Source organism: Streptomyces sp. NPDC104309, from assembly GCF_055584025.1.
Genome location: NZ_JBVJMV010000004.1, coordinates 277,916 through 304,202 on the forward strand (window position 1 = coordinate 277,916; position 26,287 = coordinate 304,202).

At 69.5% G+C, this 26,287-nt stretch carries 26 protein-coding genes and 1 pseudogene; 5 read left to right on the forward strand and 22 right to left on the reverse strand.

From position 1 onward, the window contains the following. Positions 1-108: 108 nt before the first annotated feature. Complete coding sequence (locus ACZ68L_RS07570) at positions 109-927, forward strand: alpha/beta fold hydrolase (RefSeq protein ID WP_469574945.1); 819 nt, start codon at positions 109-111, stop codon at positions 925-927. Between the two features lie 221 nt (positions 928-1,148). On the opposite strand, the gene ACZ68L_RS07575 is transcribed toward ACZ68L_RS07570, so the two are convergent. From ACZ68L_RS07575 to ACZ68L_RS07640, 14 genes are all read right to left on the reverse strand, one after another. Continuing rightward, the gene (locus ACZ68L_RS07575) at positions 1,149-1,775 is read right to left on the reverse strand and encodes an OmpA family protein (RefSeq protein WP_469574947.1); all 627 of its coding nucleotides are present in this window, start codon (positions 1,773-1,775) and stop codon (positions 1,149-1,151) included. Positions 1,776-1,807: 32 nt separating this feature from the next. Beyond that, positions 1,808-2,425, reverse strand: coding sequence for a hypothetical protein (locus ACZ68L_RS07580; protein ID WP_469574949.1), 618 nt, complete (start codon positions 2,423-2,425; stop codon positions 1,808-1,810). Between the two features lie 31 nt (positions 2,426-2,456). After that, positions 2,457-3,065 carry a pilus assembly protein TadG-related protein gene (locus ACZ68L_RS07585; RefSeq protein WP_469574951.1) on the reverse strand — a complete coding sequence of 203 codons (609 nt, stop codon included), beginning with the start codon at positions 3,063-3,065 and terminating at the stop codon, positions 2,457-2,459. Beyond that, positions 3,062-3,295 (reverse strand): hypothetical protein, encoded by a 234-nt coding sequence (locus ACZ68L_RS07590; protein WP_469574952.1) that lies wholly within the window; start codon positions 3,293-3,295, stop codon positions 3,062-3,064. Before ACZ68L_RS07590 ends, ACZ68L_RS07585 begins: the two co-directional genes overlap by 4 nt. Positions 3,296-3,534: 239 nt before the next feature. Then, positions 3,535-4,638, reverse strand: a complete 1,104-nt coding sequence (locus ACZ68L_RS07595; RefSeq protein WP_469574954.1) for a response regulator — start codon at positions 4,636-4,638, stop codon at positions 3,535-3,537. Positions 4,639-4,696: 58 nt separating this feature from the next. Continuing rightward, complete coding sequence (locus ACZ68L_RS07600; protein ID WP_469574956.1) at positions 4,697-6,013, reverse strand: sensor histidine kinase; 1,317 nt, start codon at positions 6,011-6,013, stop codon at positions 4,697-4,699. Positions 6,014-6,057: 44 nt separating this feature from the next. Beyond that, positions 6,058-6,945: a DUF5936 domain-containing protein gene (locus ACZ68L_RS07605; protein ID WP_469575287.1), complete on the reverse strand. Its 888-nt coding sequence runs from the start codon at positions 6,943-6,945 to the stop codon at positions 6,058-6,060. A gap of 14 nt (positions 6,946-6,959) precedes the next feature. After that, entirely contained in the window at positions 6,960-7,898 is a 939-nt protein-coding gene (locus ACZ68L_RS07610; protein WP_469574957.1) for a type II secretion system F family protein, read from the reverse strand. A 9-nt stretch (positions 7,899-7,907) separates the two neighbouring features. Next, positions 7,908-9,245, reverse strand: a complete 1,338-nt coding sequence (locus tag ACZ68L_RS07615; protein WP_469574958.1) for a CpaF family protein — start codon at positions 9,243-9,245, stop codon at positions 7,908-7,910. A gap of 68 nt (positions 9,246-9,313) precedes the next feature. After that, the gene (locus tag ACZ68L_RS07620; RefSeq protein ID WP_469574960.1) at positions 9,314-9,709 is read right to left on the reverse strand and encodes a TadE/TadG family type IV pilus assembly protein; all 396 of its coding nucleotides are present in this window, start codon (positions 9,707-9,709) and stop codon (positions 9,314-9,316) included. Next, positions 9,706-10,173, reverse strand: coding sequence for a TadE family protein (locus ACZ68L_RS07625; RefSeq protein WP_469574962.1), 468 nt, complete (start codon positions 10,171-10,173; stop codon positions 9,706-9,708). The genes ACZ68L_RS07620 and ACZ68L_RS07625 overlap by 4 nt, the downstream gene beginning before the upstream one ends. A 15-nt stretch (positions 10,174-10,188) precedes the next feature. After that, a complete protein-coding gene (locus ACZ68L_RS07630) occupies positions 10,189-11,481 on the reverse strand; it encodes an AAA family ATPase (protein ID WP_469574964.1) in 1,293 nt (430 codons plus the stop codon). Between the two features lie 7 nt (positions 11,482-11,488). Then, the gene (cpaB, locus tag ACZ68L_RS07635) at positions 11,489-12,196 is read right to left on the reverse strand and encodes a Flp pilus assembly protein CpaB (protein WP_361442740.1); all 708 of its coding nucleotides are present in this window, start codon (positions 12,194-12,196) and stop codon (positions 11,489-11,491) included. Positions 12,197-12,271: 75 nt separating this feature from the next. Next, complete coding sequence (locus ACZ68L_RS07640) at positions 12,272-13,138, reverse strand: hypothetical protein (protein WP_469574966.1); 867 nt, start codon at positions 13,136-13,138, stop codon at positions 12,272-12,274. Positions 13,139-13,902: 764 nt separating this feature from the next. Here ACZ68L_RS07640 and ACZ68L_RS07645 point away from each other — a divergent pair. After that, positions 13,903-15,570 (forward strand): chitinase, encoded by a 1,668-nt coding sequence (locus tag ACZ68L_RS07645; protein ID WP_469575289.1) that lies wholly within the window; start codon positions 13,903-13,905, stop codon positions 15,568-15,570. 12 nt (positions 15,571-15,582) lie between these two features. On the opposite strand, the pseudogene ACZ68L_RS07650 reads toward ACZ68L_RS07645, so the two are convergent. From ACZ68L_RS07650 to ACZ68L_RS07665, 4 genes and pseudogenes are all read right to left on the reverse strand, one after another. Continuing rightward, positions 15,583-15,807 (reverse strand): annotated as a pseudogene (locus ACZ68L_RS07650) (hypothetical protein); the annotation flags it as partial. A 100-nt stretch (positions 15,808-15,907) separates the two neighbouring features. Further along, positions 15,908-16,318: a RidA family protein gene (locus tag ACZ68L_RS07655; RefSeq protein WP_124716700.1), complete on the reverse strand. Its 411-nt coding sequence runs from the start codon at positions 16,316-16,318 to the stop codon at positions 15,908-15,910. Positions 16,319-16,324: 6 nt separating this feature from the next. Beyond that, positions 16,325-17,092 carry an IclR family transcriptional regulator gene (locus ACZ68L_RS07660; protein ID WP_469574967.1) on the reverse strand — a complete coding sequence of 256 codons (768 nt, stop codon included), beginning with the start codon at positions 17,090-17,092 and terminating at the stop codon, positions 16,325-16,327. 73 nt (positions 17,093-17,165) lie between these two features. Beyond that, entirely contained in the window at positions 17,166-18,218 is a 1,053-nt protein-coding gene (locus tag ACZ68L_RS07665) for a sugar kinase (RefSeq protein WP_469574969.1), read from the reverse strand. Between the two features lie 126 nt (positions 18,219-18,344). Here ACZ68L_RS07665 and ACZ68L_RS07670 point away from each other — a divergent pair, with 126 nt between their 5' ends. Both ACZ68L_RS07670 and ACZ68L_RS07675 read left to right on the forward strand, forming a co-directional pair. Further along, entirely contained in the window at positions 18,345-19,679 is a 1,335-nt protein-coding gene (locus tag ACZ68L_RS07670; protein ID WP_469574971.1) for an alanine racemase, read from the forward strand. A gap of 86 nt (positions 19,680-19,765) precedes the next feature. Further along, positions 19,766-21,397, forward strand: a complete 1,632-nt coding sequence (locus tag ACZ68L_RS07675; protein WP_469574972.1) for an N-acyl-D-amino-acid deacylase family protein — start codon at positions 19,766-19,768, stop codon at positions 21,395-21,397. A gap of 134 nt (positions 21,398-21,531) precedes the next feature. Here the strand turns inward: ACZ68L_RS07675 and ACZ68L_RS07680 are convergent, their stop codons facing one another. After that, positions 21,532-22,557, reverse strand: coding sequence for a hypothetical protein (locus ACZ68L_RS07680; RefSeq protein ID WP_469574973.1), 1,026 nt, complete (start codon positions 22,555-22,557; stop codon positions 21,532-21,534). Positions 22,558-22,634: 77 nt separating this feature from the next. Then, the gene (locus ACZ68L_RS07685) at positions 22,635-23,486 is read right to left on the reverse strand and encodes a siderophore-interacting protein (protein ID WP_469574974.1); all 852 of its coding nucleotides are present in this window, start codon (positions 23,484-23,486) and stop codon (positions 22,635-22,637) included. Positions 23,487-23,570: 84 nt separating this feature from the next. Here ACZ68L_RS07685 and ACZ68L_RS07690 point away from each other — a divergent pair, with 84 nt between their 5' ends. Further along, positions 23,571-24,392, forward strand: coding sequence for a TetR/AcrR family transcriptional regulator (locus ACZ68L_RS07690; protein ID WP_469574975.1), 822 nt, complete (start codon positions 23,571-23,573; stop codon positions 24,390-24,392). Between the two features lie 172 nt (positions 24,393-24,564). Here ACZ68L_RS07690 and ACZ68L_RS07695 read toward each other — a convergent pair whose 3' ends face one another. Further along, positions 24,565-25,749 carry an RNA polymerase sigma factor gene (locus ACZ68L_RS07695; protein WP_469575291.1) on the reverse strand — a complete coding sequence of 395 codons (1,185 nt, stop codon included), beginning with the start codon at positions 25,747-25,749 and terminating at the stop codon, positions 24,565-24,567. 8 nt (positions 25,750-25,757) lie between these two features. Beyond that, positions 25,758-26,165, reverse strand: a complete 408-nt coding sequence (locus ACZ68L_RS07700) for a YciI family protein (protein WP_469574976.1) — start codon at positions 26,163-26,165, stop codon at positions 25,758-25,760. Positions 26,166-26,287: the final 122 nt, after the last annotated feature.

The following is a 26,287-nucleotide window of genomic DNA, read 5'->3' on the forward strand; positions in this document are numbered from 1 at the left end:
CCGTCGGTCGTCGCCGACGGCCCGGCCGTCCGTCCCGAGGCGCCTGCGATCCACGTGCAGGGCCTGGAGAAGTCGTACAAGACGCCCTCACGCGACCAGGTGGAACACATGACGCAGAACAGCACTTCCTCGGCCGGTTCGAAGTGGACCGGCATGGTGCCGGTCGACGATACGGCCCTGGCCGTCACCGACACCGGTGGCCCCGGTATCCCTGTGGTCTACCTCAATGGCCAGTTCGCCACTCAGGGGTACTGGCGGCGGGTCATCGCTGAACTGGGGGCGGGGTGGCGGCACATCACCTACGACGAGCGGGCCCGCGGCAGGAAATCGAAGCGTTCGGCGGACTACTCCTTCGAGGCCGCCGTCCGGGACGTCGACGCCGTTCTCGCGGCCAGGGGTGTGGACCGGGCGCTGGTGGTGGGCTGGTCCTACGGGGCGGTCGTCGCGGCGCACTGGGCCGGCCGGAATCCGGAGCGTGCCTTGGGCACGGTCTTGGTTGACGGTGCGTTCCCGTACGACTGGCTCGACGAGGCCATGGAGCAGCGAATCCGGAAGCTGTTTCGGCGGATGGGCTGGTTCCTGCCGCTGCTGCGCCCGACGGGCCTGGCCCCGCGGATGACCGCCGAGCAGCAGGCCGACAGCAACATCGAGCTCGGCAAGCTCTCCCGCGAGCGCGAGCTGGGGCCCGTGCTGGACGACATCACCGTCCCGGTGCGGTACGTGGTTGCTTCGGGGACGTCCTTCGGAAGCCGCGGTGATGAGCAGGAACGGATCCGCACCGGCCTCGATGCGGTGGCCGCCCGCAACCCGAACATCAAGGTGAGCGCGAAGGTCGCCGGCAACCACGGCGCGATCCTCAAAATGGACTTCCCTGCCATCGCCGAGGCCGTACGCGAGGTCGCCGCCCTCGGCCGTGGGGGGCGCTGAATTCTTGTCCGGGCTGACCCGGCTGCGCGCGATGTCCTCGTGTAACTCCAGCAGCAGCACCGTCGCGAAGGGGCGGGTTGTCGCCCACACCATGGAGCGAGTCCAGACTCACCCCTTCGCCCATCTCATGACCGATGTCGCACGGGACATCCATGCGACATCGGCCGTGAGATGACGATACGAAGCCTGAGTTCCTACACCTGCCTGTGCGGTGCGGGACCTCAGGAAGAACCGCCGTGCGGGAAGGAGACCTCCACGCGGCGGTTCTTCTTGCGGCCTTCTTCCGTGCTGTTGTCGGCGATCGGGTACTGCTCGCCGTAGCCACGGATGTCGAAGGTGACGTTCGAGCCCAACTCCCGGACCAGAAGCGACTGCACGGCGTTGGCACGCTGCTTGGACAGCACGTCGCCGTGGGCCGACGAACCGAGGTTGTCGGTGAAGCCGAAGACGCGCACCTTGGTGGCGTTCTGCTTCTTGATCTCGGCGGCGATGGCTGCGATACGGGAGTTGGCGGCGGAGCTCAGCTTGGCGCTGTCCTTGCCGAAGAGCACCTCGGCCTGGAGCGCGAACTTGATGTTCGCGTTGCTGTCCTCGCGACGCTCGTCGCCGCCCTCATCCTCGATGACCTGGACGATGTCGAGAACCTTGGCCGGGGCGAGCGTGCCGCCTTCGGGCATCTTCAGGTCCGGATCGTTGGGGTCGAGCTTGACCGGAGGCACTGACGTCGCCTCAGTGCCGGGAGGCACGCTCGGGCCGTCGTCGGCCAGAGCCGTCGTCGCACTGAAGACAGTGACGCCCGTCAGCAGTATCGCAACAGCGATTGCTCGCCCTGCGACATGGCTTTGCATGTGCCGCGTACGAATACCTTTCATACCGGACATCACCCAGAAATCTTCAGCGAGGCAGTGGCGAACGTCGGCAGCGTGAAGTCGACTTCAGTGGTGGTTTCCGGAGGCGCCGGGAACTGCATAAAGATGGAAAGCGACTTGCCAGGTTGAATCGCTGTCAGCCCGGTGGTGCAGAGGCATCGCCCATCCGTATCCCGAAGAATGTAGTAGCGCTTCTTGCCGACCTTGTCCACGAGCGTCGCGCCTGCTACGGAATTCGGATTCTTGGCCACGATGACAGTCTCATTGCCCGCCCACTGACCGCCGCTGCGAATTCCGTCCCCGTCATTCTTGATCACACCGCTGACAGTAACAAACCCGCCACTGTCGCGCTTCACCTCATTGACGACAAGAATCAGACCATCGCGACCATTGACCTGCGCGAGCTTTACATTCGGGTCCACATTGTCGCCAGCAGCCGTATCCTCCTGTTTTGCACCCTTATCCTCTTCCGAGGACTTGGACGGAGTGGAGGATGGCGACGAACCAGCGTCATTGTTCTTTCCACCGCCGCCATCAGTGCCGCAACCAACAGCGGCCAGGGCCAGCGCCGTCGCCAGCGAGACGGCAGCCAATACCCTTCGGGACTTGGTGGAGCGCCGAATGCTCATGGGTTCTGGTTCCTTTACTCGTCGTTCGCTGTCAATTGTCGACCAAGTGCACGTCGTAGAGAATCTTGCTCACCTCGGACCAGGGCGGAAATTTGCTGGGCGCGATTTGCAGAAAGTCATTGCCGCACTGGAAGAAGTACATGTCCCGGATGCTGTCGTGGTTGTAGTCCACTGACGTCCATGAGCAGCGAAACTTGATGACAGCGGTGGCGGTGGCCGTCGCGAACGTCCTCTCCGAGCCGGGAAGCACCGACGAGTTCACCGGCTTGCGACCCTTGACAGTGACCTTGATTCGATCCGTATAGCCACCCGGCATCCGCTTGCAGCGTGTGACACCCGCATCGTTCGCAGCGGCAAGGCTGTAAGCCGCAGCGCACGCCCCCGGAGGAACCGGGTGAGCTCGGAGAAACTGATCCAGCAGGTCCTCGGGAAGCGCCGCACGGAACGGGGCCTCGAATTCCTCGCGAGCCTGCTGCGCGGCAGCCAGTGCGGCAGCATCCGCCGCACCCTGGGCCCCATTACGCAAGGCCGAGGCCTTGCCGACGGCAAAGAATGCGAACACGAGGAAGAGCAGGCCCGCCACCATCACTACATAGATGGGGAAGGCCTGCCCTGCGTCGCGACGAAGGCGCTCGATCACGAGCCCGCGGTGATGGAGTTCACGAGGTTGGAGATCCGGGTCGAGATCGCGCCACCGATACCCGTCGCCATGATCGCACCGATGATCGCCACGACCACCAGGATGATGCCCAGGTACTCGAACGCCGTCTGACCGCGGTCCTTGGCCTCGTAACGCTTCTGGATCGCGCTGACCGCGGTGTTGGCCCAGCCGTTGACGCGGACGGCGGTCTTCAGAGTGATGTTCGGCATGGGGTTCCCCTCCGGATTCGGCCGACCGGTAGCCGGCCGACTCGCACGTTTCTTGGGCGTCGCCTGCGATACCGGCTTCCTCCTGGCCGGTGCCGCTGGCGACGTGAGAAACATACGGCGCCCGCGCCTGCTCGCCGGAGGGTCCCAGGGCCCATTCCCGGGCCCAAAGCGAGAGTTGGGCCTGTGACGCCGGTACGTGCCGCCGGGCCCCACGCCCTGCGGCAGTCCCGCTCCCCCGCTCAGCCACGACGACCGCCGACCCCGTGCGCCCCTGGTCCCGCCGTCGGGGCCGTGCCGAGCCAGCGAGCGATGGCCTCGCTGCGGCTGGCGCTGTGCAACTTGGTGAAGATGCGGTTGATGTGGTTCTTGACCGTCTTCTCGCTGATGAAGCAGGTGGCAGCGATCTGCTGGTTGCTCATGCCGGAAGCAATCAGCTCCATGACCTCCACCTCCCGTGAACTCAGCCCGAAATGCCGCTTGTTGAGGGTCGCACCCGACCCTTCGGTCAGGGAAGACTGTGCCACAACCGGTTGCAGATGCGAAAGACCCTGTGACGGCCGGACCTGTCGCGCCGCAGGTGGAGACGGTTCCGACTTGGGTAGATGTGCAGGCGGTCCGTGTTGCTGTACGGAACTCGGGACATGGCCGTCGTAGCCGGCCCCCGAGTACGGAACGCCCGTGGTCAGGGCCGCGCCGAGTCCCTCCGGGAGGGGACGCCCCTGTAGACCGGGGTCCTGGCGCATATGGGCCAGGAGGGCGTTGGCCGCAGTAGTTGTGAAGTGGGCCCGGCCATGTTTGGTATCGCGTACGGCCTGCACCAATTGGTCGGCAGTGAACTCCCCGTGGACGAGGTAGCCTCCGGCGCCCAGACGCAGGGCCTCGTGGACGATCTCGCTCTCGCGGCTGTAGGTCAGCATCATGACCGGTGCGACCTGAACGAGGTGGGGCAGGGCGGAGATGCCGTCGACACCGGGCATGCGGACGTCGAGCAGGACGACGTCCGGGCGGTGCAGTACGGCCATCTCGTAGGCCTGGCGGCCGTCTGCGGCCTCGGCCACGACGTCGATGTCGTCGCGGCCGGAGAGCAGTACGCCCAGGCCGGCCCGAACCACCGGGTTGTCGTCGGCGACGACGACCCGCAGGGGGCGGGAGGCTGGCGTGGGTGCCGCCGCGGGGAAGGGAGGCATGGACTCGGATGCCGCGGACTGCTGGGGGACGGGGGCGGGGGACCCGTGCGAACCGGGCTCCGAGTTGAGCGGGGTGATGTGCGAGGACGTGTGCTGGGAGGCGTGGTTCTGTGCGGCCCAGTTCTGGCCCGACGCGCGGGAGACGTCGTCCGGCATCTGCGACCTCCTCTCAGGGTTCTATGGGGGGTGAGGGTGGAGTGGGACGTTGTGCAATTCACTCGGGTTGCTGCGGTTCTGGAGCGGTGGTGAGAGCGGCGATCGGGAGTTCCAGGCGTACTTCGGTTCCCCTGGCCGCCTGGCCCTTTCCGATCCGGATGCGGGCGCCGATGGACGCGGCGCGTTCGACCATGCCGACGAGGCCGAAGTGTCCGGCCTGCCGGAGGTCGTCGAGCGTCGTGCCCGGGGGCAGGCCGCGCCCGTCGTCGTACACGCTGACGCGCAGGACATCGCCCTTCACGCCTGCCAGTACGACGAGGTAAGTGGGTTGTGCGTGGCGGTGGGCGTTCTCCATCGCTTCGGAGGCGACGGTGAGCAGCTGGCGTGCGACTGCCTGGGGGACGTGCGGGATCGGTGCGTCGTCGAGGAGCCGGAAGGTAGCCGTGAGTCCGTGGCGTCGGGTGAAGTCGTCGGCTCGGGCCCGAAGTTCCCGTACGACGTCCACATCGCCGTCGAGTCCGGACTCGCGGCGCAAGTCCGAGAGCAGTTCGCGGGATTCGGCCGCCGCGCGGCGAGCTGCGCGGGCAACCAGTTCCGCCTGGTGCTTGACGGTGAGCGGGTCCATGCGGTCGGAGGAGCTGGCCAGCCCGTCGGCGGCCAGCGCCAAGCCATGCAGGGTCTTGGCGACCGAGTCGTGCATTTCACGGGCGAGCCTGGTGCGTTCGCCCTCCACGGCCTCGCTGACGGCAAGGCGGGCCCTGGTCTCGGTGAGGGCCTGGCTGGCCGTACCGAAGCGGAGGAGCAGGTTGCGCAGGGTGACACCGACCGCACCCGCGATGATGCAGAAGCCTGGGAGGAGGACCGCCGTGGCGTCGGCGGGGTGCAGCTTCGGATCGGTGTTGTACACGCCAAGAACGATGACGGTCTGAAGGGCGGCGAACACCGCCGCCCTTCTCCAGCCGGAAACGAGTCCGGCCAGCAGCGGGGTGCACACGGTGACGTACGCGAGGGTGGACTCGGGGCCGCCGGTGATGAGCAGAAGGGCGCCGAAGAAGGCGTCTATGCCGAGCAGCCAGGGGTGGCGCAGGAGGACAGGGCCGAATCGTTCCCAGTCGCGGAACAGGACGTACGAGCCCATGAACGTGACGAGGATCGCCGAGCCGATCAGCCAGGAGGCCAGTCCCTTCGCGGTGTGGCCGATCGCGAACGGTGTGGCTATGGCAATCATCGCGAGCCGGAAGCCGAAGACCTGGCGACACATCGCCTGGAGCGCGTTGACCTGGATCGCGAACGCCGGACGCGCTCCGGGATCAGCGATCGCCTGACGCACCTCAACATTCAGCCCGGTCTGGATGCCGCCGAGTTGGAACGACATGAGCCTGTCACCTCCCTCCGCCCGTCCTGCCCGCCGAGTTCACGTCATCCGCCCGTGAGGAAGCCGAAGTCGATGTTGGCTCCGTAGACGAAGCCGACCGTCAGCAGCACCAGGGTTCCGGGGAGGAGGAAGGTCGTGACTGCGAAGGTCGCCTTGGGGACGGCCCTGGCGGCCTTCCGACGGGCGTTCTGCGCGTCGGTGCGCCGCATGTCGTTGGCGATCTGGATCAGCGTCTCGACGATCGGCGCGCCGAGTTCCTCGCCCTGCTGGAGCGTGGTGACGAACATCGCGACCTGTTCCGAGTCATTGCGCTTGCGCAGCTGATCGAAGGCGTCGCGGCGGCTGACGCCCATGTCCATCTGGCGCAGGGTGATGCGCAGTTCGTCGGCCCAGGGGCCCTCGTACTTCTCGGCGACACGTCCCAGCGCCTGACGGAAGCCGAGGCCCGCCGAGACGACGACGGCGAGGACGTCGAGGAAGTCGGGGAGCGTCCGGTCGATGTGGTCTCGACGGACGCGGACCGCCGACCAGATACCGACCTCGACCCAGAAGAGGCCGAAGGCGATCAGCAACAGGGCGAAGAAGATCTGGCCGCGCATGAGCATCGTGACGGCGCCGAGCGCGCCGAGGCCGCCGTAGACGGCGCGGCGGGCGGCGTAGCGGTCGATCGTCAGGCCGCCCGGATTGCCCGCCAGGTCGATCTGGCGGCGTTTCTTGTTGACGGCCTTGGGTCCCATCATCCGCAGGACCGCGGGGGCCCAGCGCATGCCGAGCCGGTCGATGCCGGAGCCGACCGCGCTGGTGCGGGTGGAGCCGACTTCCAGTGCGATCGCGAGGTCGCCGGGGAGCTTCGCGTCGCGTCGGTACATGCGGATGCCGGCGATGGCTCCGTATACGGCCAGGCCCATGACGCCGGCGAGCAGCAGGCCCATGTGCGCGCCGCCCATCAGACGTCGATCCGGGACATGCGGCGGATCACGATGAATCCGATCGCGTACAGGGCGATGGAGACGACCACCGCGACCTGGCCGATGAAGGCGCCGGTCATGCGGTCGAGTGCGCCGGGCATGACCGCGTTCATGAGGAGCATGGCGCCCAGGCCGAACATCGGGACGGCGTAGGCGGTGACGGTGACCTGGGAGAGCTGGGTCTTGACCTCGCGCCGGGTCTCCTTGCGCTCCTCCAGCGTTTCGGTGAGGTTGCGCAGGGAGCTGACGACCGTACCGCCGGCCCGGTTGGACAGGACGAGGGTGGTCACCAGGACGACGAGTTCTCGGGAGGGCAGCCGGTCGGTCAGCTCACTCATCGCGTCTTCGAGGGGTTCGCCGACGGCGAGGCGACGGGAGACCCGGGCCAGTTCCTCACCAGCCGGGTCCTCCATCTCGTCGGCCGCCATGCTGATGGACGTACGCAGCGCGAGTCCGGCCTGGGTGGCGTTGGCGAGGATGCGGGCGAGTTCGGGAAGCTGGTTGATGAAGCGTTCGGTGCGTTTGGTCCGTTCCCAGTTCAAGAAGGCGTTGGTGCCCCAGAGACCGACGAGTGCGGCAACGGGCCCGAAGAAGCTGGCGAGCATCGACGAGGCGATCATCCAGAGGCCGGCCATGGCGGCGAGCGCGTAGACGAAGAACTCGCCCGGTGTGATGTCGAGGCCGGTGGCGGCGAGCTTCAGTTCGAGCTTCCGGCCCAGGCCGGTCTTGCGCAGCCTGCTGTCGAGTCCCCGGAAGCGACGGCGGCGACCGGTCTCCGGGATGTGGCCGGTGTGCGAGAGGCGGTCCACCAGGGCGTCCCGGTCGGCCTTCCCGCCGGAGTAGGCGTGCAGGCCCGCGACGCCCGTGACACCGCAGAGCAGGGTGACGCCGATCGTGAGAAGAGGGAGATTCGTCATGGCGCGGTCCTAGTTGGCCTCTCGGGTGGCGAGCTGTTCGGCGGAATCGGCGACTCCGAATGCCTGCGGGATGGGCTGGCTGGCCATGTAGAGGCGCTCGGCGATCTTGCGCGGGATCGGGAGGTACCTGAACTCGCCGTTGATCCGGCCCTCGGCGTCCATCGGCTGGGCATCGAACCGGGCGACGGTCACGATGCGGTAGGGATCGCGGCCGTGCGAGTCGAGGACAGCGATCTCGGTGATCTTGCGGGAGCCGTCGGCGTGTCGGGTGAGCTGAACGATGACGTCGACGGCGCTGTTGATCTGGTCGTGCAGTGCTTCGAACGGGATCTTGATCTCTGACATCGAGGCCAGGGTCTGCAGACGCATGAGCGCGTCCTCGGCGTTGTTGGCGTGGACGGTGGCAAGCGAGCCGTCGTGACCGGTCGACATCGCCTGGAGCATGTCGAGCGACTCGCCGCCACGGACCTCACCGACGACGATCCGGTCGGGGCGCATACGCAGGGAGTTGCGAACCAGGTCACGGATGGTGATCTGGCCCTTCCCCTCGACGTTCGCCGGACGGGACTCCAGCCGGATCACATGGCTCTGCTGGAGCTGGAGCTCGGCGGAGTCCTCGATGGTGACGATGCGCTCGCTGTCGGGGATGAGGCCGGAGAGCGCGTTGAGGAGCGTCGTCTTACCGGTACCGGTGGCGCCGGAGACAATGACGTTGAGCTTGGCCTGGACGAGCCCGGCCAGCAGGATCAGCATCTGCTCGTCGAGCGAGCCGACGTTGATCATCTCCTGGAGCGTGAAGGCCCTCGGGAACCGTCGGATGGTGAGCGTCGCACCGCTCAGCGACAGCGGCGGGATGATCACGTTGACACGCTCACCACTGGGTAGACGCGCGTCGACCATGGGGTTCGACTCGTCGACGCGGCGGTTGACCGTCGACACGATGCGTTCGATCGTCTGCATCAGTTGTTCGTGCGAACTGAAACGCATCGGAAGCTGCTCGACCTTGCCGCTGCGCTCGACGAAGATCTGGTCCGGCCCGTTCACCATGATTTCGGTGATGGACGCGTCTTCGAGAAGCGGTTCGAGAATGCCGAGACCGAGGGCCTCGTCGACGACCCGGCGGATCAGCTGGGTGCGTTCGACGGTCGAGAGGACCGGTCCCTCACGACTGATGATGTGGCTGAGCACGCGCTCCAGCCGGGCCCGCCGGTCTGCGGCGGCGAGCGAGGACATCTCGGCCAGGTCGATCTCTTCGAGCAGCTTGGCGCGGTAGGTGGCCACCATGTGGCTGTCCTCCCGCCCCCCGCCGTTCTTCTCGGGGGCGGTCATGCGTGCCCGCAGACTCATTGCGTAACTCCTCGTTCCGGCTTGCTGGTTGAGCTGCTGGAGAGGCAGCGGTGCGATACGCCGCGGGGTCAGGTGCGGGGCATCGTGGAACTGCGTTCGGCCGTACCCCAGAGATGGACGCCCGGGAGGATGTTGGGCACCTTGACGCGGGCGGTGCAGGTGACCTCTTCGGAAGACGAGGACCACTCCTTGATGCGGGCCCGCTTGGCGGTCCAGTCACTCATCGCGTCCTTGCCCGCCTGCTCGTCGCAGCCGCCCGTGGACATGCTGGCCATACGCGCTGCCGCGCGGGCCCCGGTCCCCGCCTGGTTGGCGGCGTACGCGGCGAGGCCCGCCTGGATCGCGAGGAGGCCGACGAGGAGCAGCAGCGGGATGAAGCCCAGGTACTCGATGGCGACCTGGCCGTGGTCGCGGCGGCGGACGGTGGTGGCCGTACGGCCGGGTGTGGGCGGGTGCTTGCTCATCGGTCAGCCTCCAGCGGGAACGCCGCGTTGCCGGTGACCGGGAACTTCCAGTTGAGGATGCCGGGCACCAGGACCGGTACCTGGAGCTTGACCTCGGCCGTGTACATGCCGGACTTGGAACGGCACTTCGCCGACTTCAACCCGTCCCGCCATGCCTTCGGCAGGTGCTTCTCGGCCGTGTGCCGGCACTCCGTGAACCGCAGGCCCTGCGAGATGGCCCCCTTGTGCGCCGTCTCGTCCGCCGAGTTCCCTGCCAGGGAAAACGTGTAGCCGATCAGCGCGCACTGCCAGAGCGCGATCACCAGCAGGATGATCAGCGGTGTGACGCCCAGGAACTCGATCGCGGTCTGGCCGCGGTCGCGCCCCCGGCCGAAGAGGCGGACGCGGATTCCGCCCCGCGCCCGGGCGGCGTCACCGTAACGCTTTCCCCGTATCTCCGTGTCTTTTGTCTCGGTAAGTGCCATTAGTCAACTTGCCCCCTAGGTCGTCGCCCGGTTCCGGGAGTCGCCGTCGCGTCTGCCGATGCGTGGGCGCCCGATCGAGCCTCGGTCGTTCTTGAACTTCGCGCCGCTCTTCGCGCCGTTCTTTTCCGCCTTCTCAGGAACCTTGACGATGCCGAGCTCGCCCGCAAGGGCCCAGAGGGCCTGTTTGACCGTGCTCTTGGAATCGAGTTCGTGCAGCCGGCCGGCGTCGACGACGGCCTGGAGTTCCTTGAAGTTCGCCGGAATCGCGGTGTTGGTCGTGCTGGTGCCGGTGATCTTCTCGATGAGCTGCGGTTGGATCTCGGTGTTGCGGATGAAGCGGTTGACGACGGTGACCGTCTCCTCGGCCTTCCGGATCTGGAGCCGGTCCCACATGCGGACGACGCGCTTGGCGCCGCGCACCGCGATCACATCGGGTGTGGTGACCAGCAGCGCCGTGTCGGCCATCTCGATGGCCGCGGCGCTGGCGCCCTGGAGCTGGGTGCCGCAGTCGATCACCACGACCTCGTAGCGCGAACGCAGGGCGCTGACGATCTGCCGGGCCGAACGGTCGCTGACCTCCTCGGCGCTCTCGCCCTCACCAGGGGCCAGCAGCAGCGCCAGCCCGGTGCCGTGGGTGAACACCGCGTCGGCCAGGACGCGCGGCGAGATGTCGGTGATCGTCGACAGGTCGACGATGGAGCGCCGGAACTGCACATCGAGGTACGAGCCGATGTCACCGGCCTGGAGGTCCAGGTCGACCAGAGCGACGGAACGCCCGGACGCCTGGGCCGCCAGGGCGAGTTGTACGGCGGCGACGGTGGCGCCGACGCCGCCCTTGGCGCCGCTGACCGTGATGACCGTACCGCCGGGGCCGGTGAAGACATCGGCTCCGGTACTCAGGTGGCGGCGTACGCCGACGGACCACTGGGCGGCGGACTGGACCCGGTTGACCAGTTCCTCGTAGCTCAGGGGCAGGGTGACGACGCCTCGCGCCCCCGACTCCATGGCGGACGCGAACAGGCCGGGGGTGACGTCGCCGGTGATCAGCACGACCCCGATGGCGGGGAAGCGCAGGGAGACCTCCCGGATCAGCTCCAGGGCCGGCACCGGGCCGATCCGCTCGTGGACCAGCACGACCTCGGGCAGTTCGTCGAGCGACTCGCCCGCGAGCCGGGCGAGGGCGTCGATGAGCTGGGTCGAGTCGCCGACCGGGGTGGCCGGCTCCGCGTCGGGGAGCTGGCTGAGCAGGGTGGTGACGGATCTGGCCGCGTCGACGTCACCGACGGCCGGGAGGATCCTGGTGGTCATGCGATCCTCACTTGTCCTTGTCGAGCGTGTAGGTACGGTCGCCCGGACGGATGGTGCTGTCGCTGCCGGAGGCCAGGAGCGCGAGGCGTACGTGCTCCGCGAAGGACTCGGCGTAGGCGATGCGCTGGGTGTCGAGCGTGTTGAGCGCGAAGGTGATCGGGACGGCCTCGGTGCCCATGTTGGACTTGCCGTCCCGGTTCGGTTCCAGAGCGGTCAGTTTGCCGACGTCCAGCACCTTGGCGTTGGAGACGATGACCTTCGACTGGGAGGGATCGCCGTCGCGTTCACCGGCGAAGGTGGCGTAGATGTTGACCGTGGCACCAGGGGTGATCTTGCCCGCGACGCCGGTGGCGGCGTCGATCATGATGGCGATCTCCTGTTCCCCGGGCTGCAGTGAGGGGCGCTTCTGCATCATGTCGGACTGGAGCAGGGAGCCCTTGCGCAGCTGGGTGACGGCGATCTTGCCGCTCACCTCGGAGAGGTCGGTCACCGCGTTGGTGGAGAGCCAGCGCTTGGGCATCGAGATCTTCTCGAACTGCCCGGACGACAGGGCGGTGTAGGGCGCCACGTCGGACTTCAGCTGGTAGGCCGAGACTTCGGGCCCGACCTTGGTGTTGACGTCGCTGATCACCGAGAGCACGCCGGCGAAGGCGCCGAAGGCGCACAGAACCGACAGAAGCAGGAGTATCACGCCGCGGCGCTGGCGGGAGTTCATGGGCCGGACAACCTCGTTCGAATCGGATGCGTGGGGCAGCGGACAGAAGGGCGTCTACGGAGGAAAGCGGAAGCGCTAGGACTGCGGTGGTGCGGGCGCTCCCTGGCTGAGGACACCGGCGGTGTGCATTCGGCTCTCGGCCGCGGGCAGCGGGGAGGAGCAGAACCCGCAGCGGTCACCGATGAGTTCCATTCCGCACCAGTGGCAGTTCTCGCGACGTACGGAGGACACCAATTGGTACAGGACGGAGATGTCTGGCAGATAGGCGGCGAATTCCACCAGCTTTCCGGTTCCCCACCATGCGGGGGAAGCGGCGGGAAGCGCGGCCTCGTGAATGGACTGGACCTGCCACGCGGGCGCGAGGGTCTGCTTCACCCACTCGGACTGCGACTGCCCTTTGGCGGTCAGCAGATGGGTGGCGAATTCCGGGCCGGTCGGTGGGTCCGCCTTCGGACCGACCTTGACGAGCTGCGGTTCCGGCCCCGCGACCACGGCGAACTGGGAGCCCGGCACCCAGGACTTGGCGTGCGTCCTGAGGTCGACCGGGACCCGGTCGAACTTGGTGACGGAGTTCAGCAGGGCGCCCGCGTGGATGTAGTGGGACAGCAGCCGGGCGGCGGAGGCGACCACTCCCGGGCTGAAGTCACAGATGGACAACTGGCGCAGCTGCCGCACGAGTACGGCGATACCCAAGGGGGGGAGGTCCACCTTGAGCAGCGCGATGCGGTCGCTCTCCAGAACGGAACGCACGGAGTAGAGCCGACGCTCGTGGGCGGGCGCGATGCCGGTCGGGTAGACGGCGACGACATAGCCGTGCTGTTCGAGCAGCACGTGCATGTCACCGATGGCCATCTCCAGCGCCTGGGCGTCGGGAGCCTGCAGCAGGGCAGCCGTCGGTGTCTGCTGGTCGGTCGGAGGTAGTACCAAATCAGCACTGGTCACTGCTATTGCGGTCGGCACGCTGTTCCCCGTTTCGGCTCCGGCCAAACGCCGGTCATGACGTAGGCCGCAATCGCTCCTGCTCCGCGGTTCTGCTTCAGCACTTTATCCACGTCCTACCTGGCAGAGAACACTTTTCGGAGGCCAGTACGACAACAGTCACGGGACAGCGGGGTCGCACCCCCGTGCTAAAACGGATCAAATCGAGAACCGTTAACTCCTGTACCACTGCGGAGTGTTACGAATCCATCTTCCGATTACCTGCGACCCGGAATTCGTCTCCGCACGTCAGACCGGACGCGGAACCTGTGGCGCGATGCCCCGGCGGGGGTCGGGTCGTCACTGTGAGGGCATCTGGGCCACGTCACCCGCACGAGGGCGCGCGAGGTCAACAAAACGTCAATTCATTCGCCGTCCACGGCCGTTCCGGAACGTCCGCGGGGCGGCTCGCGGACGGGTGACGGCACCGTCGCGGAACGGCCGGTCGAGGGCGGCCGTCGCGGCTGTCATTGCCAGAGGTCTTGACAACTTGATTGGTCTGGACCAGTTTATCGGCCAGCGGTGGCCACCGTCCTTCACGTCCACTTCCCCGTCATCCCCGTGTCGCTCCCCGGACAGCCCCGGCACGCCGGTCGACCCCGCCGGCTCGCCCCCGAGGTATCCCGCACGGCTCCCAACTCCCCCACGGAGGCAGCAAAGTGGAACCTTCCCCCGCCAGCGGCCACAGAGCCCGCAGGCGCCACACCCGGCCACTGCTCGGCGGCGCCATGGCCGTCCTCGCGGCCGGCGCGCTCACCGCCACCGGTCTCGTCGGCAACGCCCAGGCCGCCGACGTCAACGTCGCCAAGAACGCCGGCTTCGAGTCGGGGCTCGCCAACTGGACCTGTTCCGGCGGCAGCGGCACCACCGTCTCCTCCCCCGTGCACAGCGGCACCGCCGCCCTCAAGGCCACCCCGGCCGGCCAGGACAACGCGAAGTGCACCCAGACCGTGGCCGTGAAGCCCGACTCGACGTACACGCTCAGCTCCTGGGTGCAGGGCGGATACGCCTACCTCGGCGCGAGCGGCACCGGAACCACCGACGTGTCGACCTGGTCCCCCGGCTCCGGCAGCTGGACCCAGCTCACCACCAGCTTCAGAACCGGCCCGAGCACCACCTCGGTCACGGTGTACACGCACGGCTGGTACGGGCAGGCCGCCTACTACGCGGACGACATCTCGGTCAGCGGCCCCGACGGGGGCGGCGGCACCGACCCCACGCCCGAGATCCCCGCCGCGCCCGCCGGACTCGCGGTCGGCGCGACCACGTCCTCCTCCGTGTCCCTGTCCTGGAACGCGGTGTCCGGCGCGACCGGCTACACCGTCTACAAGGACGGGGCGAAGGCCACCACCTCCACCGGGACCTCCGCCACGATCACGAGTCTGACCGCCGACACGGCGTACCAGTTCGCGGTCACCGCCACCAACGCGGCCGGTGAGTCCGTCAAGTCCGCCACCGTCAGCGGCCGTACGGCCCAGTCGGGCGGCGGCAACCCCAACCCGGGCACCTCGGTGCCCAAGCACGCGGTGACCGGCTACTGGCAGAACTTCAACAACGGCGCGACCGTGCAGAAGCTCAGCGACGTACCGGCGAACTACGACATCATCGCGGTCTCCTTCGCCGACGCCACGACCACGCCGGGTGCCGTCACGTTCAACCTGGACACGGCGGGCCTGAACGGCTACAGCGTCGACCAGTTCAAGGCCGACATCAAGGCGAAGCAGGCGGCCGGGAAGAACGTCATCATCTCGGTCGGCGGCGAGAAGGGGTCCGTCGCGGTCAACAGCGACGCCTCCGCCGCCAACTTCGCCAACTCCGTCTACTCGCTCATCCAGGAGTACGGCTTCAACGGCGTCGACATCGACCTGGAGAACGGGCTCAACTCCACCTACATGACGAAGGCGCTGCGCTCGCTGTCGCAGAAGGCGGGCTCCGGCCTCGTCATCACGATGGCCCCGCAGACCATCGACATGCAGTCCACCGCGGGTGAGTACTTCAAGACGGCGCTCAACATCAAGGACATCCTGACCGTCGTCAACATGCAGTATTACAACAGCGGTTCGATGCTCGGCTGCGACGGCAAGGTCTACTCGCAGGGTTCGGTGGACTTCCTCACCGCGCTCGCCTGCATCCAGCTGGAGGGCGGCCTCGACCCCTCACAGGTCGGCCTCGGTGTCCCCGCCTCCACCAGCGGCGCGGGCAGCGGCTACGTGTCCCCTTCGGTCGTGAACGCGGCCCTGGACTGCCTGGCCTCCGGCACCAACTGCGGCACCTTCAAGCCCTCGAAGACCTACCCGGGCCTGCGCGGCGCGATGACCTGGTCGACCAACTGGGACGCCAAGTCGGGCAACGCCTGGTCGAACGCGGTGGCCCCGCACGTGCACGGCCTGCCGTAACCACCGGCCGGCATCAGTGACCAGCAGCGCCGCCGCTCCCCCGGCGGCGCTGCTGCACGCGTACGTACGGGTGGGGGCGCCAGGACAGGACCCGAGGGCTGTCCTGATGCCGAGGGCGGCGACGGTCAGCAGACCGGCGGTGCCGTCGCCGAGCAGGAGGAGTCCACCGGTGTGGGGTGGCGTCTCGGCCGGTGTGGGGTGGCGGCGAGCAGCCTGGGCAACTCCGTCGTCGGACAACGGCGGGATTTCGGGTAGGGGGAGTGCGGCACGGCGCTCCCGTGGTGCGGGGCGCCGTGCCGTGCGCGGTGGTGCGGAAGCGGCGAGTGGATCAGCTGGTTCAGCCGAGGACCGCGAGCGCGTCGATCTCGATGAGCAGGCCCTTGGGGAGGCCGACGTAGACCGTCGTACGGGCGGCGGGGGCCGCCTTCAGGTTCTGCTCGCCGAAGTAGCTGTTGTAGATCTCGTTCATCTCGGCGAAGTGGTCGACGTCCGTGAGGTAGACGCGCATCATCATGACGTCGTCCCAGCTCGCGCCGCCCTCCTCCAGGATCGCCTTGACGTTGGCGAAGGTCTGGAGGGTCTGCTCGCGCAGCGTCGGACCGGCGGGGGTGGGGGCCTGGCCCTCCACGGCGGGGAGGAAGCCGACCTGGCCGGCGACCTGGAGGATGTTCCCCTTCTTCACCCCGTGCGAGAACTTCGCGGGCGGCGTGGTGTGGGTGCTCGGGGTGAGGGCGATCTTCTCGGTCATGGCTGTTCAGGCTTTCCTTGGCTGGTTGGGTTGGTTGGTGCCGGAGTACTCCCGGCTGATGGCGTCGGCGGTGCGGCGCACCAGGGGGAGCAGGGTGAGGAGTTCCTCGGCCGTGACGACGACATTGGGCGCGGACACCGACATCGCGGCGACGACCCGCCCGTCGGCGCCCCGGATGGGGGCGCCGACGCAGTTGATGGACTCCTCGTGGCCGCCGAGGTCGGTGGCCCAGCCCTGTTCACGGACGACGGCGAGCTCCTTGAGGAAGGCACCGGCGTTCGGGATCGAACGGGACGTGTACATGGGGTAGTCGAGCTTCTCGGCGATGGCGCGCCGCTCGGGCTCGGTGAGGTCGGCGAGGAGCAGCTTGGCCACGGCGGCGACGGTGATCGCGACGGGCTTCCCGATCCGCGAGTACATCCGGACCGGGTAGCGGCTCTCGACCTTGTCGATGTAGAGGACCTCGTGCTCCTCGTACACCGCGAGGTGCACGGTGTGGCCACAGCTCTCGTTGAGTTCGACGAGGTGGGGGTGGGCGACCTCCCGTACGTCGAGGTTCTCGACGGCCTCCTGCGCGAGCGCGAAGAGGCGGGCGCCGAGGCGGTAGCGCTGGTCCTGCTGGCGGTAGACGAGTCCGTGCTCGTGGAGCGTGCGGAGCAGGCGCAGCGCGGTGGACTTGTGGACGCCGAGCCGCTCGGCGACCTGCCCGAGGTCGGCGGGCCCCTGGGCGAGCAGCGGCAGGATGCTCAGCGCCCGGTCGACGGTCTGGCTCATGCGCGTGCCTCGCTGTTCCCGGCCCGGCCCTCGCCCGGGACGCTCCTCTGGTCCGTTCGCTCTCTGCGCCCGCTCACGTCGTACGTACCTCCTGGTCGTCCCCCGTCCACCCGGGGCCGAGACGAAGTCTCCCCCAGGCGTCGTCGTCCAGTGCGGCAAGGGCGTCGGCGTGCGCGCGGGCCGGAGGCCCGGTGAGATCGCCGGGGACGGTGAGGACGGCGGCGGCCATCAGATGGCCGTGCCGGACGCGGTCGCGGACGGGGAGGTCGCGCAGGGTGGCGGAGAGGAACCCGGCGGCGAAGGCGTCGCCCGCGCCGACGGGGGCGACGACATCGACACGGAGGGCGGGGACGGTGGTAACGGTGTCGGTCCCGTCGGTCCGCGAGAAGACCGTCGCCCCCGCGCCGCCGCGCTTCACGACCAGCACCGCGGGCTCCGGCAGCGCCGCGCGGATCGCCTCCGCGCCGCGCACCTGCCACGCCTCCTCCGCCTCGTCCTCACCGACGAAGACCAGGTCGCAGCGGCGGGCCAGGTCCAGGAGGACGCCGGGGGCGGCGTCGGCGTCGCGCCACAGGCCGGGGCGGTGGTTGACGTCGAAGGAGATCAGCGGGCGGTCGGGCCGGGGCGCCGTCAGGTCGTGGAGCAGGGCCAGGCAGTCGGCGGAGAGCGCCGCCGTGATGCCGGACAGGTGCAGGACGCGGGCGGCGGGCAGCGCCTCGTACGGGACGTTGTCCGGGGACATCGCGGAGGCGGCGGACCCGGCCCGGTAGTACGCGACCTCGTGCACCTCGGTGGCCCGGTCCGTCGCCGTACGGAAGTAGATCCCGGTGGGACGGTCCGGATCGCGCCGCACGGCGGAGGTGTCGACCCCGTACCCGGCGATCGCCTCCACGAGGTGGTCCCCGAATCCGTCGACGCCGACCCTGCTGACCCAGGCCGTCCGGTGCCCGGCCGCGGCGAGCGCGCAGGCGACATTGGACTCGGCGCCGCCGATGCCGCGGCCGAAGGAGGGCACGTCGGCGAGGCGTCCGGGCTGCGACGGCAGGAACGTCACCATGGACTCGCCGAGGCACACGACCTCGGCGGCCGTGGCGGTCTCGGCGGTCCTGGCCGGGGTTCCGGACACTCGGGGCTCCTCACGGGGTAGGTGGCTTCGGTGATTCGGGGCAGTGGTTCCGGGAGAGGCGGAGCCGGCTCTCGGCATTGACCCGGCGTCGGCTCGGATGTTAGACAGCGTTGAGCGATATACGCAATGGGTGTTGCATATGCTGCAACGACTACTTCGATCGAGGAGGCCCCCTTGGCCGCCGACCGTCCTGTGGCCGGACTTGCCGACGAGCTGGTCGACCACCGTTTCAAGGCACTCCCTCCCGACGCGGAGGGCCTGACCGTGGGCGCCCTCGCCGCCGAACGGCGCAGTCTCTTCACGGGCGGCTTCACCACCCCGGTGCTCGCGCTGTCCGCCGAGTCGGTCGAGCACAACCTCGCGCTCCTGGAGACGTACGCAGAGCGCCACGGGCTCGCCTTCGCCCCGCACGGCAAGACCTCCATGTCACCGCAGCTCTTCGCCCGCCAGCTGGCGCACGGCGCCTGGGGCATCACCGCTGCCGTGCCGCACCAAGCGCGGGTCTACCGGGCGTACGGGATCCGGCGGATCTTCCTCGCCAACGAGCTCGTCGACGCGACGGCCCTGCGCTGGCTCGCCGGCGAGCTGGACACCGACCCGGAGTTCCGCTTCATCTGTTACGTCGACTCGGTGCGCGGCGTGGAGCTGATGGACGAGGCGCTGCGGGCGGCGGGCGCCTCCCGGCCCGTCGACGTCGTCGTGGAGCTGGGCGCGGGCGAGGGCGCCCGCACCGGCGTCCGGACCGAGGCCGAATGCGCGGTGGTCGCCGACGCGGTGGCCGCCACCGGGACGCTGCGTCTGGTGGGCGTGGCCGGCTACGAGGGCGAGGTGCCGGACGCGTCCGACGACCGGGTACGCGAGTGGCTGCGACGGCTCGTCGCGCTGGCCGCCGACTTCGACCGGGCGGGCCGGTTCGCGGCGACGGCGGCCGAGGGCATCGTGATCAGCGCGGGCGGCAGCGCGTGGTTCGACGCGGTGGCGGACGTGTTCGCGGACATCCCGGACCTCTCCGCCCCGGTGCTCAAGCTGCTGCGTTCGGGGGCGTACGTCTCGCACGACGACGGCCACTACCGCCACCTCACCCCGTTCAACCGCGTCCCGGAGGAGGGGGCTCTGCGGCCCGCCTTCCGGCTCTGGGCGCAGGTCGTGTCCCGGCCCTGTGCCGAGCAGGCGTTCCTCAACGCGGGCAAGCGGGACGCGGCGTACGACCTCGACCTCCCGCAGGCGCAGGTCGTCCGGTCCGGCCGCGACGGCACGGTCCGGCCCGCGACGGGGCTCACGGTCAACGGTCTGTCCGACCAGCACACCTGGCTGCGCACGGAGCCGGACGCGGAGCTGGAAGTGGGCGACTGGGTGGGGATGGGCCTGTCGCATCCGTGCACGAGCTTCGACAAGTGGCAGCTGATTCCGCTGGTGGAGGCGGACGGCACGGTCACGGACTACATCCGCACCTTCTTCTGACCCTTCCCGGGTCCGGGGCTCCGGCCCCGGACCCCAGCTCCTCGAACGCCGGAGGGGCCCGATTCCGGTGAAAGGCGGCCCTCCGCATGGACCTGGTCATCCGCAACGCCCACGTCGTCGACGGCACCGGCACACCCGCCCGCCGCGCCGACGTGGCCGTCGACGGCGGCCGGATCGCCGAGATCCACCCCGAACACGCCCCCGGCCCGCGCCCCACCGCCCGCCGCACCCTCGACGCCGACGGGCTCGCCCTCTCCCCCGGCTTCGTCGACATGCACGCGCACAGCGACCTCGCACTGCTCCGCGACCCGGACCACAGCGCCAAGGCCGCGCAAGGCGTCACGCTCGAAGTCCTCGGCCAGGACGGCCTGTCGTACGCCCCGGTCGACGACCGGACGCTCGCGGAGGTACGCAGGGCGATCACCGGCTGGAACGGCGGTGCGCCCGAGGACACGGATCTCGACTTCGACTGGCGCACGGTCGGCGAGTACCTGGACCGGCTGGACCGCAACTTCGACGGCCGGGGCATCGCGGTCAACGCCGCCTACCTCATCCCGCAGGGCACGGTCCGGATGTACGCGATGGGCTGGGAGGACCGGACGGCCACCGAAGCCGAACTGACCCGGATGAAGGAACTCGTCGCCCAGGGCATGACGGACGGTGCGGTAGGCATGTCCTCCGGCCTCACGTACACCCCCGGCATGTACGCGGACGACGCCGAACTCACCGAACTGTGCCGGGTGGTGGCCGGCCACGGCGGCTACTACTGCCCGCACCACCGCTCGTACGGGGCGGGGGCGCTCGACGCGTACGCGGAGATGGTGCGCCTCACCCGGAACGCGGGCTGCGCCCTCCACCTCGCCCACGCCACGATGAACTTCGGCGTGAACGAGGGCAGGGCGCCGGACCTCCTCGCCCTTCTCGACGACGCCCTCGACGCGGGCGCGGACATCTCCCTGGACACCTACCCGTACACCCCCGGCTGCACGACCCTCGTCGCGATGCTGCCGAGCTGGGCGAGCGAGGGCGGGCCCGAGGCCGTCCTCGCCCGGCTCGCGGACGACGCGACGGCGGAGCGGATCCGGCACCACCTGGAGGTGCTGGGCTCGGACGGCTGCCACGGCGTGCCGATCGAGTGGGACACGATCGAGATCTCGGGCGTCAGCGCGCCCGGCCTCGCCGACCGGGTCGGCCGTACGGTGGCCGAGTCCGCCCGGCTGCGGGGCGAGGCGCCCTGGGTGACCGCGCGCCGGCTGCTCATCGACGACCGGCTCGGCTCGACGATCCTCCAGCACGTGGGCCACGAGGAGAACGTCCGGCAGATCATGCGCCACCGGGTGCACACCGGCGGCAGCGACGGCATCCTCCAGGGCGACAAGCCGCATCCGCGCGCGTACGGCACGTTCCCGCAGTATCTCGGCCGGTACGTGCGGGAGTTGGGCATCCTGTCCCTGGAGGAGTGCGTCGCCCACCTCACCTCCCGCCCCGCGAAGCGGCTGCGCCTGGCCGACCGGGGGTACGTGCGCGAGGGCTACCGCGCCGACCTGGTCCTCTTCGACGCGGAGACGGTGGCGGCCGGCTCGACGTTCGAACAACCGCGTACGTTGCCCGTCGGCATCCCGCACGTGCTGATCGACGGCCGCTTCGTCATCGAGGACGGCCGCCGGACGCAGGTGCTGGCGGGCCGGGCCGTGCGGGGATCGGGCCGCACCCGCTGATCCGGGCCGTACGGGGAGTGGGCCGGACCCGCTGATCCGGGCCGGTCCGGACGAGAGGCCCCGGTTCGACGACCCGGACCAGCATGCAACCGCATGTGGCGCGGGGCATCGCGCCGCTGCGAGCGGCCGGCGTGTCAGTGGCAGCCCATGGTGGCGGCGACCTTGTTCAGGACAGCGCGCTTGATCTCCGCGTACTGGGCATCCGTACCCGAGGCGAATACGTGCACGTACCTGCTCCCGCGGCCTTCGGCGCACACCAGAGCCGTGACAGCGTCGCGGTCGTAACGGAGGTCCTCACCCGTCAACTTCAGGGGTCTACCGGGCGACACCAGCACTTCGGCCCGTACGCCGGTCGGCGAGAACGCGTCCAGGGTCGCCCTGTCACGCAGGACAACCGCCGAGAAGAGTCCCAGGTCGAGCTCGTCCTCGCCGTCTTCAAGCACCGAGCACCTGCTGACCGGGGCGTCACCGAGAGCGCCGAGCTGGGACACCTCCCCGCCGGCCCACCTCCGTACGGTCTTGGCGTCCGCCACGCCGCAGGGCGACTCTCCGCGAGAAAGACGTACCGGCTTCAGCGCGGGCCAGTCGAAGCTGCTGGGCACGGGAAAGGGCTTGCCACCGCATTTGGCGTTCTGGGAATTGCCGACGGCGAGCAGAGTCCTGGCAGCGAGGTCCGCAGCGGCTCGCCGGTCCGCTTCCGCACCGGGGACGTTGACGTTCACCAGCTTGTTCCGGCACTGCGGCAGATGGAGCCAGCCGTCCACGCGATCACCGTTCACTTTGATCATCCCGGGCAGGTCATGGGGCAGCGAGAACCTGCCGAGGCTCCACCACAGATGCGACTTGAGAGGTGCCTTCATCACGGTGGCGCTGAGCCGCCAGTCGCCCCTCCGCACCGTGCACTCCGGGTCACCCCAACTGTCCTTGCCCTCCGTGACCTCCCAGGATCCGTCGCCGGACGGGGCCGCCTTCGTCAGTAGCGACCGGTCGATGGAGCCCCAGCACGCGCGGTCCGGCAGGCCGCTCCAGGGCCACTTGTCGCCCACCGTGGCCCAGACGGCGACGAGCAGCGCGGCCGTTCCCAGTGCGACAGCCGCCCAGAGCCGCTTGGTGCGTAGCACGCTGCTGCCCGTCTTCCCCGAATGTTCGAATTCCCCCATGACCGCTGAACCTAAGGCTTGATCCGTTGACACAGCAACCGCATCCGAGACCGCACGCCCAGATACGGTTTGCAGCACTAGGCCGGGTCCCGGTCCTCCGCCGCCCGCTCCTTCGCCCAGGCCAGGTCCTCCTCGGTCGGGGCGTCGTCCTGGGTGAGGCGCTCCCGCCAGTAGCCGCTGAACTCCACGGCCCTCTTGGGCAGTCCGCGCTCCTCGACCAGGTGACGGCGCAGGGCCCGTACCGCCCCGGCCTCACCGGCCAGCCATGCCGCGCCGGATCCGGCGGGCAGCACGGCGCCCCTCACCGCGTCCACCAGCGTCTCGCCCCGGTCCCGGTGCACCCAGTGGACGGTCACGTCGCCGGGCGATGCGAGTACCCGCTCCTCCGCCTCGTCGGCGACCTCGACGTGGACCACCGCCCGCGCCCCGGCCGGGAGGTATTCCAGGAGTGTCCCGATCGCCGGGAGCGCCGTCTCGTCCCCGGCCAGCAGCAACCAGTCGGCGGCGGGCAGCGGCCGGGCGTAGGCCGACGACGGACCGACCATGCCGAGGACGTCCCCGGGGCGCGCGTCCCGGCCCCAGCGGGCGGCGGGTCCGTCGTCCCCGTGGAGCACGAAGTCGACGGTCATCAGCCCGCGCCGGCGGTCGTACGCGCGAACGGTGAAGCTCCGCATCAGCGGACGCTCCGGTTCGGGGATCGCGAGGTACGCCTCGTACCACCGCATGCCGTAGGTGTCGTCGGCGTCCGGCTCCGGAAGACGGGGCACCCCCTGACCCTCCCTCGGGAAGCACAGCTTCATCTGCTGGTCGGGCCGGTCCTCCAGAAGTTCCTCCAACGCGTCCCCGGCGAAGACGACGCGCGCCGTCCGCGGGGTGATCCGCTCCACCCCCACGACCCGTACGTACGACACGGGCAAGGCCTGACCCATCGCGGCACCCACTCTCTGCGACTGATACTTTATGGCATAAGGAATTGCCTGGGCGAAGTTACTTTATGGCGTAAGGAGTCGCAAGTGGTGGTCTTTGCCGGACAGGGCGATGCCCGCCGTTCGATGCTCTTGCTGTGGCGCGCCGAACAGCCGGCGCGACCACGCCGCGGCCCCGCGCCGGGCCCCAGACCGGGGCTGAGCGTCGACGCGATCGTGACCGCCGCGATCGCCGTCGCCGACGAGGAGGGCATGGCCGCGCTCTCGATGCGCGCGGTGGGCGAACGGCTGGGGCGTACCGCGATGGCGCTCTACACGTACGTCCCCGGCAAGAGCGAGCTGCTGGACCTGATGTACGACGCGGTCCACGCCGAACTGCCCACGGAGTACGCCGATGCCGGCGACTGGCGCGCGGTGCTGACCGATTGGGCGCACGACACGCTCGCGTTCCACCTCCGCCACCCCTGGGTGCTCCAGGTCTCCCAGGCCCGCCCGGTCCTCGGTCCGCACGAGTACGCCGCCCTGGACACGCTCGTACGCCTCCTGAACGGCACCGGGCTCGACGCTCCGCTCCTGCGGCGGCTGGTCGGCACGCTGTCCCGCTTCCTCCGCGGCTGCGCCGGAACGGTCGCCGAGGCGCGGCAGGCCGCGGCGGTGACGGGCGAGACGGACGAGGAGTGGTGGTTCGCCCGCTCGGCGCTGCTGGGCGAGGTGGCACCCGACTTCGCGGACCGTTACCCGGCCCTGAGCGCCATGGAGCGGGCGTCCGCCCCGCAGCCGCCCTCGGCCGCTCCCGGTGACGAGGCGATGCCGTACCTGGAACGCGAGGCGCGGGAGACCTTCACTGTCGGACTCGGCGTGCTGCTCGACGGGATCGATGCCGCGATCCGACGCGCCGCCGGCCGGTGAGCCGGTGCGGGCCGCACGGCGACTCGCGTGCGGCCCGCACCAGCCACCGATGGGCCCACCTGCGGTACCGGCGGACCCGGCCGGCCCCTGAACCGGGCCGCGCCGAGTGGAGACGGGCCGCGAGTGGAGACGGGCCGCGCCGCGTGCTGCGGGAGAATCCGGGCGCGATCCGTCAGCGACGCCCGCGGGCGTTGAGCCGGGCGGCCTGGCGCGTCAGGTGGTCGCGCTCGGCGAGGTTGGATGCCTTCCGGGCCGCCTCGGCGTACAGCCGTGCCGCCGTCGCCGGGTCTCCGTCGCGCTCGTGGAGGTACGCCGCCACCGCGGCGTGGCGGGGCAGTGAGTCGTTCAGCGCCGCGAGCGCCACCAGGCCGGCGCGCGGTCCGTCGGCCTCGCCGACGGCCACCGCGCGGTTGAGCCGGACGACCGGGCTGTCGGTCAGGCGCGCGAGCTCGTCGTACCACTCGACGATCTGCACCCAGTCGGTCTCCTCGGCGGTGGGCGCGTCGGCGTGGAGTGCCGCGATGGCGGCCTGGGCCTGGAACTCGCCCAGCCGGTCGCGGGCGAGGGCCGCCTGCAGGATCTCGACGCCCTCGGCGATCGACCCGGTGTCCCACCGGCCGCGGTCCTGCTCGGCGAGCGGCACCAGGCTGCCGTCGGGCGCGGTCCGGGCGGCGCGCCGGGCGTGGTGGAGCAGCATGAGGGCGAGCAGCCCCGCCACCTCGGGGTGGTCGACCACGGCCGCGAGCTGCCGGGTGAGCCGGATGGCCTCGGCGGCGAGGTCGATGTCGCCGGAGTAGCCCTCGTTGAAGACCAGGTAGAGGACGCGCAGCACGGTGGCGACGTCGCCGGGCCGGTCGAGCCTTCCCCGAGCTCTCGGCTCCGCTTGAGCAGGGGATACCCCATGGCCGGCGACGGTGCGCTTGGCCCGGCTGATGCGCTGCGCCATGGTCGCCTCGGGCACCAGATAGGCCTGGGCGATCTGGCGTGTGGTCAGTCCGCCGACGGCGCGCAGCGTGAGCGCGACCGCGGAGGACGGGGTCAGCGACGGGTGGGCGCACAGGAAGTAGAGCTGGAGCGTGTCGTCCACAGCGGGCGCCGGGCCCGGCGCCGGCTCCTCGTCGACGCGGTCCTCTCGCCGACGGCGGGCGGCGTCCGCCCGGGTCGCGTCGAGGAACCGGCGCCAGGCCACGGTGACCAGCCAGCCCTTCGGGTCCCGTGGTGGGTCGGCCGGCCAGACGCGGACCGCCTCGACCAGCGCGTCCTGCACGGCGTCCTCGGCCGCCGCGAAGTCGGCTCCGCGGCGGACGAGGATCCCGAGCACGCTCGGCGTGAGGCTCCGGAGCAGGTTCTCGTCCATCCGAGAAGTCACTCCGTGATGGTGGGCGGCGCGGTCAGGAACGGGCGCACCTCAAGCCACTCGTGGATCGGCTCCCCGCCCGCCCCGGGGGCGGCGGACAGTTCCCCGGCCAGCTCGATGGCGCGCTCGTAGCTGTCGACGTCGATCACCATCCAGCCGGCGATGAGGTCCTTGGTCTCGGCGAACGGGCCGTCGGTGACCGGCGGGCGGCCCTCGCCGTCGTACCGGACCCACGTCCCCTCGGGGGCGAGCGCCTGACCGTCGACGAACTCGCCGGTCTCTTCAAGGCGGGCCGCGAAGTCGTTCATGTACTGCACGTGCGCCGAGATCTCCTCCGGCGTCCACTGGTCCATGCAGACGTCGTTCACCGGTGCCGGGGCGCCGCGGTAGTGCTTGAGCAGCAAGTACTTGGCCATCGTGTTTCTCCTCGGTGCTGTGCGACCCATTCTGATCGCGTTCATAGCGGGGACGGAGCCGGTCACGCGTTCTCGACATCGCCGTCCGAAATTTTTTGACTCTCGCGGATGAGCCCGGGTGA